Genomic DNA, 12,428 nt, shown 5'->3' with positions numbered 1-12,428 from the left:
CTGCTTTCGGCGCGGAATGAGCGGCTAGCGTTTGATCACCACCGCCAGATGCGCGTAATCGCCAAAGAGCCGCTCGAACGTCACCGTACAGCCCTTCTCTTCGGCCACACGGCGCAACTCCGCTTCAAGCTCAGCGCGCGGCTCGACAGAGAACTTTTTCAGCCAGGCGCGCAACGCGCTCTTGAACCACCGCGGCAAACCCGTCTGTTCGCTGAAGTCTACAATGTGGAGCGAACCACCCGGCTTCAGCGCATCTATGGCTTGAGGCAGAACCTGCTGCCAGGGCGGAATCATCGATAGTGAGTAGGAAATGAAAATGCGATCAAATGCTGGGACACCAAACAATTCCTGAGCGGAAAAGTTCGTCGCATCGCCTTCAACGACCTTGATACGCTTCTCGAAGCCTGCGCGCGCGATATTCGCTTCTGCGGTTTCGAGCATCATCCGCGAAATATCGAACCCGTAGAAGTGAGCGTCGGGATAGCGCCGCGCCGCCAAGATGAGATTGCGCCCCGTCCCGCAGCCGACCTCAAGCACGCTCGCACTCGGCGGTGGCTTCAGACCGTCGAGCATCGTATCGCGACCGAACAGAAAGTACTTGCGCGATAGGTCGTAGATATAGCGCTGATAGCGATAGATGCCGTCCATATGATGGGCAGCATCCTCGTGGGGCGCGGCAGACAATGCAGCTCTCCGTCAGTTGGTCAGGACATAGCGGTGGAAGCCACCGTAGATAGACGAGCGGTCCTTGACCGTCAGGGCCCGACAGGCCTCTTCGTCGTATGAGAAGCGATTCAGGATTTCATCCGGGATCTGGCCGGGCAAGATTGTATCCTCGCCTGCGGTGCGGAAGATCACACGCGCGCCGGGTTTAGCCGTACGGGCGATTTGTGTCCAAAGCGCCGTAAGCATTTCAGATGTCATCCAGTCCTGCGCGTCCAGTAGTACGTACGCATCGCGCGAAGCTTCCGGCAGCGAGGCCAAGTGCTCGGTGAAGGATGCGTGGACCACTTCGATGTTATCGGCGCGGGCCCGCAACGTGTCGTAGTTCTCGCGCTGAAGGTACGGCGGCAATGGTCCGGAACCACCACTGGCATAGCGACGTCCGAATGCCTGCCAGGCGAAGTAGTTGTCCTGTAGATCGAATTCGCAAGCTAGGCGCTCCAAACGCTGGCGAAGAACCTCTGCCATGTGGTTCTCATTGCCCTTCAGCGCCTCATATTGCGACGGCGGAATGCCAAGACCGAACAGGGCTGACGGCTTGCTTATCAGCCAGCGAATATGCCGCTTTTCGAACAAAGGTGCGAGTTCGCGTTCAAAAATCTGGCGCTGCTCTTCGCGAGACTTCGCTTTTAGGAGAAGCCGCGGGTTTCGCCCATGCATGCGGGCAAGGAGGTGGCTGGCTCCAATAAAGGTGCCCAGCAGTCCGTGCCGATAAAGGTTTTTGCCAAAGTAGCCGACGCGGCGGCGTCCCAGGCGATCGCGCGATTCCCAATATTTACGCGTCGGCGCATCGAGATGTTCCTGCAAATAGGAGAAATAAGCGCGGACGTTTTCGGAGGCATCAGCCTCCGCAAAGAAGCGATGGAACGCGGCATAGCTCGGCAAATAGCGCGCGGCCGCCAGCTTCAGTTTGTTCAGGGCAATATGTGCTGGATTGAGGTCGATAGCGGTGATGTTGACATTCGCGGCCGTCAAGTAGCTCAAGATGTTGCAGCCACCAGAGGCTATGGCGATAACGTGCTCACCGTCCTTGAGGTTGAGCGCTTCAATGTCGACAACCGGATCTTCCCAGATTTGCGGATACACGAGGCCGGAGAATGCAAGCGTGAACAGTCGTTCCTGGACGCCTTGGCGGGATATCGCCTTGTGGCGGTGAACAGCTTGGCGCAAACGCTGATTGCGTGTGCGGGGTCGTGCGGTTTCACCTGCTTCGCCTGCGTTAGGAAGTGGGGGCATGTGTTCTCCAAGATCAAGCTTGTTCCGGCGGCGCCATTTGACGGACTGGCGGCCAATCGCCCGGCTCAATAGACATCGGGTATGACTTTAGTGCGGTCAGACCTTAAGGTCGCGCGTGTGTGTTCGGCCCGCTTGTTTGCCATCAAATTAGCGCACAACCAACAGGCAATGTGTAGCACTGAAGGTCGTAAAAAGCGTCATTCATTTACTCTACCTTAGATCCACGTTGCCGCTGAGCGTAAATTTGCCCGCTTTTGCAATGAGCTCAAACATGGTGTGCTCATCGCGGTGCCGCCATTCCCGGTCACGGTACGCCGCTGCGGCCCGACGCCGCAATCTGATTGGTCCCCATGCTCACTGAATTTGCGGATAGTGTCGTCACACTGATCAATGAGAACATCGCGCTCGTCGAGCCAATTGTTTTTGCGCTTGGTTTTGCAGAAAGCACGATGGTTGTCTCACTGCTGGTCCCGTCCTCGGCGCTGCTCGTGGCGATCGGCGGTGTGCATAGCGCAGCGGGGGGCGAATTCTGGAGCGTTGTATTAGCCGGTGGGGCAGGTGCCTTTATTGGTGACGTCATTACCTTCGCTATTGGCCGGTACTTCAAGGATGACATCAGAAAATGGTGGCCCCTTAGCCGCCATCCGGAATGGTATGCCGGTACTCGCATCTACGTTGCCCGCTGGGGTGCACCGGGCGTTATTTTCAGCAAATTCTTCGGAGTTTTGCGCCCTTTTGTGCCGGCTATCGCCGGAGCCGCAGGCATGAAATGGGCGGTATTTCTTACGGCAAGCCCGGTATCCTGCCTCCTTTGGGCAGGTGCGTTCCTGGCCCCCGGTTACGGTATCGGCCTGCTTTTCACATAAGACGGCTTATGGGATAGATGCATCCCAACGCCTTGCAGAACCCAACAAGTTCGCCTATTGCGGAGGGCTTAGTCAGATATTTCGGCAGGTACGCGCCGGGTTGCTGCAGAAACTGCCTGAAAAAAGCACCAGATAAGGAACAACGTCCATGTCGAGCCGCAGCGATCGCAATATTGAAACGCGCAAGAAAAAGAAGCGTCGTACCCTGGCGCGTCCCAAGCAGACACGCGTTCAGGGCAATACATCCGGCGTGCGCGCGCGCCTACGGAAGCAGTCCTTACTGCGTGCCGGCCGCGGCGAAGCTGCCGCCGCCCAATAACTCGTTACCTTCGCTATATTGCGAACTGTCACGTCGGTGACGGCATCTGTTCCGGCAAGGTGGTGCCTAGGGGGTCTGCAAAAGAGTAGACAGCCAGGAGAATGCCTATGCCGACGCGACTGACGCCGAACACCGACGTTCAGTTTGTGCCCGCTACCTCCGACGGTAACGGGCTTTACCCTCCTTCGATCACACCGCCCGACCAGCCACTCGGTTTTTTCGATTTTCTTCGACAGTTCATTGCCAATCCGCTCCGCGGGCTGCCGCGCCAAGTCTACGAAGAAGACCTCACCTTATATCGCCCGACGAAAAAACTAACGGTGCTCTGGGTCAGCGGCCCCGCAATTGTCGAGGAACTTCTCGTCGGGAAAGCGAATCTGCTCGTCAAATCCCCGCTGGAGAAGCAAGTATTCGCGGCGACCCTCGGTGACGGCGTGTTGACCTCGGACGGCGCGCTGTGGCGGTGGCAGCGCCGCGTTATGGCACCTCTCTTCCGACACAACGAAATTCTTTCGTACGTGCCAACCATGGCACAGGTCGCGGAAGAACAAGTCACGGAATGGCGGCGCGCCTTTGCCGGCTCTCAAGCCATAGACGAACAGATGATGACCTCAACCTTCAAGGTCATTATGCGTACCATGCTGGTGGGTGGGGATCGCTCTGAGGGCGAGGCCATCATGCGCGGTGGCTCTGAGTATCTCGCGCGCGTTTCCTGGGAGATGGCACATGCGTTGTTGCACTTACCCACATGGCTCCCACACCCGGCGTCGCGGCAAATGCGACGCGCATCACAGACGGTGCGTTCCGCGCTTTCCGACATCATAACCCGGCGGCGCCAATCTGCTGTTGAAGGCACAGACCTTCTCGCCCGACTCTTGAATGCACGCGACCCGGACGGGGGTGAGCCTATGACGCAGGATCAGCTCGTCAACAATTTGTCGACGCTGCTGGAGGCTGGCCACGAAACGACCGCGAAGGCTCTCACCTGGACATTGTATCTGCTGGCGCGTGCGCCTGAGTGGCAGCAATCCGTGCGTGATGAAGTCAATCGCATTGTTGGGCCTACGTCGATCAGAGCAGAACACATCGACAAACTGGTACTTACGACGCGTGTGCTGAAAGAAGCCATGCGGCTTTACCCACCTGTGCCGGTTGTTGCACGTCAACCTAAGGAAGCGTTTGAACTTGCCGGCACTCCCGTTCCAGCCAACGCGCAAATCGTAGTGCCGATCTTCGCCATTCACCGACATCGCAAGCTTTGGAAGGATCCGGACCGTTTCGATCCTGATCGGTTCCTGCCCGATCGCGAGACGGAAATGGCGCGCACGCAATTCATGCCTTTTGGGGCGGGTCCCCGCATCTGTATCGGCCAGAGCTTTGCGATGATCGAGGCGGTCACCCTTCTTGCAACGTTCGTGCGGGGCGCACGCTTCGACTGGGACGGCGAGCATTTGCCCGAGCCCATTTCGCGGATCACGTTGCGACCCAAAGGCGGCATGCCGCTCACCGTCACACCGATCCTGTGAGGAGTTGGGTCGCGCGCATTGCGGGCCATCTCAAAGCGAGTTTACGAACGCCAACAGCGCGTCTCGCTGATCCTTGCTCAATTGAGTGTACGCGTCTCGTGCGGCTTGCGCCTCGCCACCATGCCAGAGGATTGCCTCTTCCACGTTACGTGCCCGACCGTCATGCAGGAAATTGGTGTGGCCGCTCACGACCTCAGTCGCGCCGATGCCCCAAAGGGGAGGCGTTCGCCACTCTTGGCCGCTCGCCAAACCTTCGGGACGGCCGTCCGCCAACCCTTCACCCATGTCGTGCAAAAGCAGATCGGTGTAGGGCCATATGCGGTGGCCGCTGAGATGCGGTTGGCCGGATACCTCGCCTGTTGTGAAACTGGGGATGTGACACGCGGCACACCCCAGTTCGTGGAATTTCACCTTGCCCTCAAGCACGAGCGGTTCCGATGCATTGGGACGCCCCGGCACGGCGAGGTTCTGGGAGTAAAACACCAGAAGATCGAACAACTGATCGCCGACCTCGGGGTCGCTCGGTTTGGGCGAATTGCCATTAGGTGCATCTAGGCAGACGGCCTGAGCCGCCGTGCAATCACCAGAGGATTTCGGCACGAGTGATGTCGACAGGCCCATGTCTCCGGCAAAGGCCTCGGCACTCTGCTGAGCGACACTTGGTGTTCCGCCCTTCCACCCGAAGCGCCCAAGCCGCACATCACGATCTCGAAGCGACCATACTTCCTGCGCGCGCCCGGAGATACCATCTCCATTGGCATCGTCAGGATCGGCGTTCGCGCGAATAACCTCCTCCGGGATGGCTTCAAGGAGACCCAAACCAATCATGGGCGGCGCGATCCGCGGAGACGTCATGACATCGGGCTGCAACGGGCCGTAGGCCAGATCCGTAATTTCGTAACTCGGCTTTCGCAGCGTAACACTCGTGCCATCAGCGAACGGAACAGGCACATCTTCATAAGTGATCTTCATGTGCCCTTCGGCTGCATGCCCCTTGATAGCGATGTCCTGCAGCTGCCCGCCATAGGTGGGTTCGGCAATGACATTCACACGCCTCTCCTTGAGCAGTTGGCGCTCTTGGTCAGTTGAAGGTGAGACGGACAGGCGAAGGAACATTGAGATGGCATCGTCATCCGGCCAATTGGCGGCCGGGGGATGCCCGCGCCCATCCTTCAAGTGGCAACTCTGGCAACCCCGGGCATTGTAGAGCGGGCCAAGGCCATCCGAAGCCTTGGTCGAGGCGGGGGAAGATACCCACTCCTTACGGAATATGGCGTTACCTAACTTGAAGCGCGCCTCGCCCTCGAAGCCGATCCCGTTCGAAAAATGAGAAAACGCATTGACGTGATCCCGGGACTGTCGCGTGGTGGCTGTCCCGCCAGGAAATTCTTCACCGGGCTCAAACTTACCGATGGAAGCCTTGTCATCCACGGGGGCTGCAAGGGATGCCGCCGCCAGAACGACAGCGGCACCGGTGAGCGCGATACCAAAGGGCCAAAATCTTGATCTGCGAAGCGAGGGGATGTCGGACGTGTCGATCTTGGCCATTTCGTTTTCGCAACCCCTGCCCTTATTTCACCGACGATGGATTATCGAGGCTATCGGAGCCTTCGAACTTCGCTGCTTCCAGCTTCAGAACGGCCATGGCCCGCTCAAGCTCCCGGGCCTGTGCGATTAGCGCATCGATGGCCGCCTGCACCACGGCGTTCCCCTCCGTGTTACCCTGCCCGATCATCTGATCGTAGCGCTCGATGGTGTCACCGCGCTTTTTGAGTTCGGTCATTTTGGCCACGGTGTTCTCAATAGCCGCGCGGACGCGCTCGTCAATTTCAGGTGCGGCAGCGCGAATAAGATCAGATGCGCTTGGTCCGGACACGGTCGATCCATCGGTACGTTTATAGCTGGCCAGATAAACGTTCCGGATGCCTATAACATCGTAATAGTGCGAGTTGTGCGTGTTGTCGGAGAAGCAGTCATGCTCCTCTTCCGGATCATGGATCAGAAGGCCGAGTTTCATGCGCTCGCCCGCCAGCTCGCCGTAAGAGAGACTTCCAAGACCGATGAAGAGAGACAACAGCCCTTTCTTCTCGTCCGTCTCGGTCAACGCAGCGCGGGCAGCACCGCCTTTCGCCCACTGCTTTGCCATCCAATCGAGGTCCTCAATCAGAAGGTCGGTTACAACCCGCAGATATTCGGCCCGGCGGTCACAATTTCCGTTGGTGCAGTTCTTGAGATCGTAATCTGTGGCAGGGCGATCGCCAGCACCGGCTTCCGTTCCATTGAGGTCTTGCCCCCAAAGAAGGAACTCTATGGCGTGGTAGCCTGTCGCGACGTTGGCCTCGACGCCGCCCGCCTCTTGGAGCTTATCGCGCAAAAGCTCCTTCGTGATTTTCGACGTATCGACATCCGTCCCACCGATCTTCAGCGATTTATTGGCGATGACGTTGGCGACGTAGAGGTCGTTCTCGAAATTTTCAGTGCCGTAGAACTCGGTTTCGACATAGTCGATCAAGCCCTCATCGAGCGGCCAGGAGTTTACCCGCCCCTCCCAATCGTCCACGATGAGGTTGCCAAACCGGAAGGCTTCGGTCTGCTGGTAAGGAACTCGCGCGGCAATCCAAGCAGCCCGAGCCGTTGCCAAACTTTCAGGCGTCGGCTCCTTGAGGAGATCGTCAATCGCCTCCTTGAGGCGGTGTGCGGTCGTTACGGAGTCTGTGTATCCGGCTTCTGCGATGTTCGCGTACGTGTCCAGCACGGCTTTAACGTCGGGGTTCTCAGCTGTCTTCGCGGAATTAGCGCCGACGAGCGATGTGACCAAGAGTGCGAACGCAAATAAGAAGCTGATGCCATTCCTCGACACGAGGCTGCCTCCCCAAGAATTGAGAATCCGGATACCGCTCATTGAACTGGGCTGATTTGCTCGGACAAATCGCGATCTGATGGATAGCATCACTGACATTCGCGACAAGCTCTTGTCACGCCAAATTGTTGACTTTTTTTATAATGAAACATAAAGTTGCATGGGTAAGCAAGAATTGACGCTCGGCTTGTCGGGGAAGCAGGCGCTGTCCGCTTGGTGATCCTGAGAGTGTCCGGGGTTGATTTATGTGAGCGAGACCCCATACAGCCCGTAGAATAGGGGTTTGGGCTGCTTGCATTGTGCCCGGTCCGGTGAATAATGGGTCCTTCAACCTCTGATCCAGCAAGGTCAATCAATGCGCCTCAACAAAACTACCAATCACGCCATCCGGATATTGGTGGACTGCGCTCAGTCTGGCGATGAACTTGTCAAGGTCGCCGAGATTTCCGAGCGCCTGGACATCACGCAGCAAAACACCTTTAAGATCGTGCACTTGCTGTCCCGCGGCGGATTTGTGAAGGCCGTGCGCGGCCGCCACGGTGGCGTAAAGCTCGCGCGTCCTGCCAGTGAGATTCGCGTTGGAGAGGTCGTCGGCGTTATCGAAGCGTCCAATCTCGACGCACGCAGCGACGAGAAGCAGAGCGCGCAGGCCATTTTTGACGATGCGCTTGACGCCTTTATCAGCGTCCTCAACCAGCACACCATTGCCGATATGGCGAGCGCTCAGGCACCGCGGCCTAACGCGAGCGCCAAGAAGCCGCGAACACGCGCCGTCCGCTCCATTCCCGAAGCCTCCATACGTTCTGCGAAAGGCAGTGCGCGCTGCTGATCCGCACTCTAGGCTGCACTGATTATAGTTCATCTCAAATGTATAATCGTCATCATATAATTTGAATGGTTCTAATCTTAAGACGACTTAGATTGGAACCATTCTAACCTTTTATATCTTTGACTAGTTTGTTTGGCGCATTCTTCAATTACTGCTTGACTTCGACGCCTGATCGCATGTTTTCTTGACGACGAGCGTCGACAACATGACGCGATCCGATACTGGGGCCTTGAACCCCGTTTATTGGAGAGAGCAGGGATGACAGCGAATTTCGGACTGCCGGGCGGTGCGCTGCGAGCGCTGCCTTCAGAAGCAGGCCTTGAAGCCGGGGGCGATGGTTGGCGCGCCCCAGAACAACTTGTAGGTTTTGGTTTTCGCGGATGGATCGCCGGTTATCAGACCGGCAATATCGGCTGTTGGGAGCGGGTTTGGCAGGTTTACTCCAACGCCCTCGGCCCACGCGCTGCGAAAGTCGTCGTCGGGGAACTGTCCGTCTGGGCAAAGGCGGTTAAGGCGGGTGCGCGCCGCAAGGTTGAAGTTGGGCCCATTGAGGCCTGCAACTTCTGCCGGGATGAATGTTTGGCCATTTCAATGATCGCGGCCTCTCAACACAGGACTTGTCCTGCGATGCGCGCATGCGCATTTGCACTTATTGAGAGCTCCTTGATCGAGGAAGTCGTGCATCACAGTGATAGCTTTGCGATCACGATGCGCAGCCTTGATCAGGTGATTTCGCCAAATTGGATCGTGAATGCCAACGCACTCGTCGATCCGTGCGCGCAGCATCCCCACTGACAGGAAACCTCCCGTGCTTATCTGTTCCTGTGCGGTCATCAGTGATCAAGATATCGAGCTTGCGGTATTGGAGATCATGTCCCAACCCGGCGCCCCGCTTCCTACGCCGGGCGTCGTGTGGCGGCATTTGTCTAAAAAGATGAACTGCTGCGGCTGCGCGCCGCTCGCGGTCTCGGTTATTTATGAAAAAATGGAAAGCCTTCAGGCCAAAGGACTCATCTCTCCTTGTGCCTGTGCTCAAGCGCTGGAACGGCTCGTTCGTCTGGACCGCGCCAATAAGGCCAAGCAGCGCCGAAGCTCGACGACACGTCAGGCTCCGCCTAGCGTCGACGAAGAATTCCCGTTGCTAGCCGCTGAATAGTTCGTGCCTATTTCATATCCGCGCGTACTCAGCGTGGGACGAAATTTATAATCATTGATGTCGGGGAGAGCCGATTTGCGCCTCGACAAACACTCTCCTTTGCTCTTGAATCCGACCCCTCATCTAGAAAGTTTGTGTGCTCACGCTTGGAACGAAGGGGTAAGACGATGAAGGGCGACGCTAGCGTCATCGAAATTTTGAATGAAGCACTTAAGCTGGAGCTGGGCGCCGTCAACCAATATTGGCTGCACTATCGCCTTCTTGAGGATTGGGGCTTCGGAAAGCTCGCAAAGAAGGAGCGCGAAGAATCGATTGAAGAGATGCATCACGCAGACAAGATCATCTCTCGAATCATTTTCCTTGAGGGACATCCGAACCTGCAGCATGTCGCTCCTTTGATGATCGGGGAAAACGTCAAGGAAGTCCTCGAGTGCGATCTCCGCGGCGAATACATTGCCCGGGAACACTACATGAAGGGCCGTGAGCTGTGCCGCGACAAGGAAGACTATGTCACCATGGCGCTGTTCGAAGAGCTGCTGAAGGACGAAGAAGGTCACATCGACTTCCTCGAAACGCAGCTTGGCCTGTACGATACGATCGGCAAAGACAACTACGGCCAGTTGAATGCCGAATCGGCGGACGACGCAGAATAAATTCCGACACATCAGACTTGGGAACGGTCACTCAGATGATGAGGCGATGGGGCTTCATTATCCTTGTGTTTGTTTGGAGCAACGCGACCGCTCCATCGCCGTCACAAGCCAATCAACGTCCTGAGCTTGCGGCCATTGTGGCCGCAAGCATCGATCAACACATCATTCCCAGCTACAAAACGCTGCAATCAGCGAGTGAAAAACTCAACGCCAACATCGCCGCCTGGTGCGAGGATGGTGGCGGCGGTGCAGAAAGCCCTGCGCGTGCGACAGTTGAAGACAGTTTTCGAAAGAGCGTAAGCGCATGGGGAGGCGTGGCGTTCCTTCGCTTTGGGCCTGCTCGCAAGGACAGCCGACAACAGCATCTCGCCTTTTTCCCTGACCCGCGCGGTGTCGCTTCCCGGCAATTAAGTGCTGCTTTAAAGCGCAAAGACCCTGCCTTGCTGGAACCTGGCGCGTTGAGCCAACAGTCCGCTGCGATCCAAGGACTGCCTGCCCTTGAGGTGTTGCTTTTTCCGAAGGGGCCGGAGACGAAATCCGGGCTCGATGATTACGGATGCGGGCTTGCGATGGCTATCAGTGCCAATGTGGCTCGACTTTCCCGTGAACTCACCGAGGAGTGGACGCGCCCGGACGGCTGGCGGACACGCATGGTTGAAACGGGGCCGGATAATCCCGTGTACAAAAGTGATGCTGAGGCTGCTGGCGAACTCGTCAAAGCACTGCTGACCGGCCTCCAGATCGTCCGCGATCTTGGCTTTGAAGCTATGCTGCAGGCGGAACAGAGAGGACGTACGCGGGCAGGCCTCGCGTTTGAACGATCGGGGGTAGCGCGAGACTTCATGCTCGCTTCCATCCGCTCATGTGGGGCGTTAGCTCAGACGCTTCGCTTGGGAGATTTCGTAGCAGGCGACTCAAAAGTCGGCTGGATTAGCGGCTGGATCGGCAACGCCTTCCGAAGCCTCGCAAGTGACGCCGAAGAAATGCCGATGCCAGGATCGGCACGGCCGACACTTGGCAACACAGAGGGGCTCAACAGAGTTCGGCGCGGCAAATTCTATGCTAATGGTTTACGCCAGATCATCGGTCGGCAAATAGCGCCGACAGCAGGGCTGACATTGGGGTTCAATGAGTTAGATGGCGATTGATCGTAGAGCTTTTGTCGCCGGTACAGCAGCGATGCTGGCGCTTCCACGGCCACTGCACGCGGCGGATGGGAAAGCCTTTCATTCGGGATCGGCAGAATTTATCTCGGCCTGCAAACGTGGTGATGGCCACTACGCGCTCGCGTTCGTCACGGCCGATGGAAAAATCTTGCGCGAGATCCCACTGGACGGTCGTGGTCACGATGTGGCGCTCAGCCCCGATGGGACTCGTGGTGTCGCTTTCGCCCGGCGGCCAGGCCGATTTGCCATAGCCTTCGACCTCAAAAACGAAACGCCTCCTGTTGCCTTTGACAGCCCAGAGGATCGGCATTTTTACGGCCACGGCGTTTTCTCGCGCGATGGCCGTCTGCTGTACGTTACCGAGAACGACTTCGACGCCGGCCGCGGTGTGCTTGGTATCTATGACGTCGGCGCGAACTACCGGCGTATCGGTGAGTTCGATGCGCACGGTGTAGGACCGCACGAGGTCATCCTGCTTGAAGACGGTGTGACGCTGGCTGTCGCGAACGGAGGTATTGATACCCATCCCGCAAGCGGACGGGAAAAGCTCAATCTTTCGACGATGCAGCCATCGCTCGTTTTCATCAATAGCCGCACGGGCGATCTCGTTACCCGACAGGAAATTGATCCAGCCCTTCACAAGCTTTCGATCCGGCACATCTGTGCGGATGCCCGCGGGCGCGTGTGGTTTGGCGGACAGTGGGAAGATGCTATCGAGACGGCGCCGGAACTTGTCGGGTACACCAGCCGCGATAAACCAATCAGGTTTGTGTCGTCAGCTCAGCACATGGGTCCCGCCTTGAAAGGCTACATTGGGTCCGTATCAGCGACGAACGGCGGCGAGATTGTGAGTGTGTCGGCCCCACGCGCCGGCCGCATTCTTCATTTCGATGCCAATCGCGCAGAACTGATGGGAGAAGTTCTCCTGAAGGACGCTTGCGGGATCGCAGAGGCGTCTGACAAGACCGTCGCGATCAGCTCTGGCGAGGGCATCCTGGAAGTCGCAGCTCCGGGCAAAGAGCCACAGTCTCGGATTTCGTTTAACGATATCGCCTTTGACAACCACATGCGGCGTCTCCGCGTCTAACAGATGC

General features: G+C 57.5%; 13 protein-coding genes. 9 read left to right on the top strand and 4 right to left on the bottom strand.

Features of this window, described 5'->3' with window-relative positions:
* Positions 1 to 24 precede the first annotated feature (24 nt).
* Together YBN1229_RS09790 and YBN1229_RS09785 are read right to left on the bottom strand one after the other, a co-directional pair.
* Entirely contained in the window at positions 25 to 684 is a 660-nt protein-coding gene (locus YBN1229_RS09790; protein ID WP_342027527.1) for a class I SAM-dependent methyltransferase, read from the bottom strand.
* Between the two features lie 12 nt (positions 685 to 696).
* Positions 697 to 1,959: a DUF3419 family protein gene (locus YBN1229_RS09785; RefSeq protein ID WP_046478174.1), complete on the bottom strand. Its 1,263-nt coding sequence runs from the start codon at positions 1,957 to 1,959 to the stop codon at positions 697 to 699.
* Positions 1,960 to 2,309: 350 nt separating this feature from the next.
* On the opposite strand from YBN1229_RS09785, the gene YBN1229_RS09780 reads away from it, so the two are divergent.
* From YBN1229_RS09780 to YBN1229_RS09775, 3 genes are all read left to right on the top strand, one after another.
* A complete protein-coding gene (locus YBN1229_RS09780) occupies positions 2,310 to 2,825 on the top strand; it encodes a DedA family protein (protein WP_052743834.1) in 516 nt (171 codons plus the stop codon).
* A 148-nt stretch (positions 2,826 to 2,973) separates the two neighbouring features.
* Positions 2,974 to 3,144, top strand: coding sequence for a hypothetical protein (locus YBN1229_RS18995; protein WP_170832383.1), 171 nt, complete (start codon positions 2,974 to 2,976; stop codon positions 3,142 to 3,144).
* A gap of 107 nt (positions 3,145 to 3,251) precedes the next feature.
* Entirely contained in the window at positions 3,252 to 4,670 is a 1,419-nt protein-coding gene (locus YBN1229_RS09775; protein WP_082101094.1) for a cytochrome P450, read from the top strand.
* 30 nt (positions 4,671 to 4,700) lie between these two features.
* Here the strand turns inward: YBN1229_RS09775 and YBN1229_RS09770 are convergent, their stop codons facing one another.
* Both YBN1229_RS09770 and YBN1229_RS09765 read right to left on the bottom strand, forming a co-directional pair.
* Complete coding sequence (locus YBN1229_RS09770) at positions 4,701 to 6,218, bottom strand: di-heme oxidoredictase family protein (RefSeq protein ID WP_046478173.1); 1,518 nt, start codon at positions 6,216 to 6,218, stop codon at positions 4,701 to 4,703.
* A 22-nt stretch (positions 6,219 to 6,240) separates the two neighbouring features.
* A complete protein-coding gene (locus YBN1229_RS09765; RefSeq protein WP_244464889.1) occupies positions 6,241 to 7,530 on the bottom strand; it encodes an imelysin family protein in 1,290 nt (429 codons plus the stop codon).
* A 355-nt stretch (positions 7,531 to 7,885) separates the two neighbouring features.
* On the opposite strand from YBN1229_RS09765, the gene YBN1229_RS09760 reads away from it, so the two are divergent.
* From YBN1229_RS09760 to YBN1229_RS09735, 6 genes are all read left to right on the top strand, one after another.
* Positions 7,886 to 8,359 carry an RrF2 family transcriptional regulator gene (locus YBN1229_RS09760; RefSeq protein ID WP_052743833.1) on the top strand — a complete coding sequence of 158 codons (474 nt, stop codon included), beginning with the start codon at positions 7,886 to 7,888 and terminating at the stop codon, positions 8,357 to 8,359.
* Positions 8,360 to 8,617: 258 nt separating this feature from the next.
* On the top strand, positions 8,618 to 9,154 hold the full coding sequence (locus tag YBN1229_RS09755) for a hypothetical protein (protein WP_052743832.1): 537 nt from the start codon (positions 8,618 to 8,620) through the stop codon (positions 9,152 to 9,154).
* A 13-nt stretch (positions 9,155 to 9,167) separates the two neighbouring features.
* The gene (locus tag YBN1229_RS09750) at positions 9,168 to 9,515 is read left to right on the top strand and encodes a (2Fe-2S)-binding protein (RefSeq protein WP_046478172.1); all 348 of its coding nucleotides are present in this window, start codon (positions 9,168 to 9,170) and stop codon (positions 9,513 to 9,515) included.
* A gap of 167 nt (positions 9,516 to 9,682) precedes the next feature.
* On the top strand, positions 9,683 to 10,168 hold the full coding sequence (gene bfr, locus YBN1229_RS09745; RefSeq protein WP_090225985.1) for a bacterioferritin: 486 nt from the start codon (positions 9,683 to 9,685) through the stop codon (positions 10,166 to 10,168).
* 35 nt (positions 10,169 to 10,203) lie between these two features.
* Positions 10,204 to 11,316, top strand: a complete 1,113-nt coding sequence (locus YBN1229_RS09740; protein WP_046478170.1) for an imelysin family protein — start codon at positions 10,204 to 10,206, stop codon at positions 11,314 to 11,316.
* Positions 11,306 to 12,421 carry a DUF1513 domain-containing protein gene (locus tag YBN1229_RS09735; protein ID WP_046478169.1) on the top strand — a complete coding sequence of 372 codons (1,116 nt, stop codon included), beginning with the start codon at positions 11,306 to 11,308 and terminating at the stop codon, positions 12,419 to 12,421. Before YBN1229_RS09740 ends, YBN1229_RS09735 begins: the two co-directional genes overlap by 11 nt.
* Positions 12,422 to 12,428 lie beyond the last annotated feature (7 nt).

Source organism: Candidatus Filomicrobium marinum (genome assembly GCF_000981545.1).
Taxonomy (GTDB): domain Bacteria; phylum Pseudomonadota; class Alphaproteobacteria; order Rhizobiales; family Hyphomicrobiaceae; genus Filomicrobium; species Filomicrobium insigne.
This window is presented reverse-complemented; position numbering and strand designations above follow the sequence as displayed.

Excerpts from the sequence above, each read along its gene's own strand:
- YBN1229_RS09785 (WP_046478174.1), bottom strand. The coding sequence starts at position 1,959 with ATGCCCCCACTTCCTAACGCAGGCGAAGCAGGTGAAACCGCACGACCC.
- YBN1229_RS09780 (WP_052743834.1), top strand. The coding sequence starts at position 2,310 with ATGCTCACTGAATTTGCGGATAGTGTCGTCACACTGATCAATGAGAAC.
- YBN1229_RS18995 (WP_170832383.1), top strand. The coding sequence starts at position 2,974 with ATGTCGAGCCGCAGCGATCGCAATATTGAAACGCGCAAGAAAAAGAAG.
- YBN1229_RS09775 (WP_082101094.1), top strand. The coding sequence starts at position 3,252 with ATGCCGACGCGACTGACGCCGAACACCGACGTTCAGTTTGTGCCCGCT.
- YBN1229_RS09770 (WP_046478173.1), bottom strand. The coding sequence starts at position 6,218 with ATGGCCAAGATCGACACGTCCGACATCCCCTCGCTTCGCAGATCAAGA.
- YBN1229_RS09760 (WP_052743833.1), top strand. The coding sequence starts at position 7,886 with ATGCGCCTCAACAAAACTACCAATCACGCCATCCGGATATTGGTGGAC.
- YBN1229_RS09755 (WP_052743832.1), top strand. The coding sequence starts at position 8,618 with ATGACAGCGAATTTCGGACTGCCGGGCGGTGCGCTGCGAGCGCTGCCT.
- bfr (WP_090225985.1), top strand. The coding sequence starts at position 9,683 with ATGAAGGGCGACGCTAGCGTCATCGAAATTTTGAATGAAGCACTTAAG.
- YBN1229_RS09740 (WP_046478170.1), top strand. The coding sequence starts at position 10,204 with ATGATGAGGCGATGGGGCTTCATTATCCTTGTGTTTGTTTGGAGCAAC.
- YBN1229_RS09735 (WP_046478169.1), top strand. The coding sequence starts at position 11,306 with ATGGCGATTGATCGTAGAGCTTTTGTCGCCGGTACAGCAGCGATGCTG.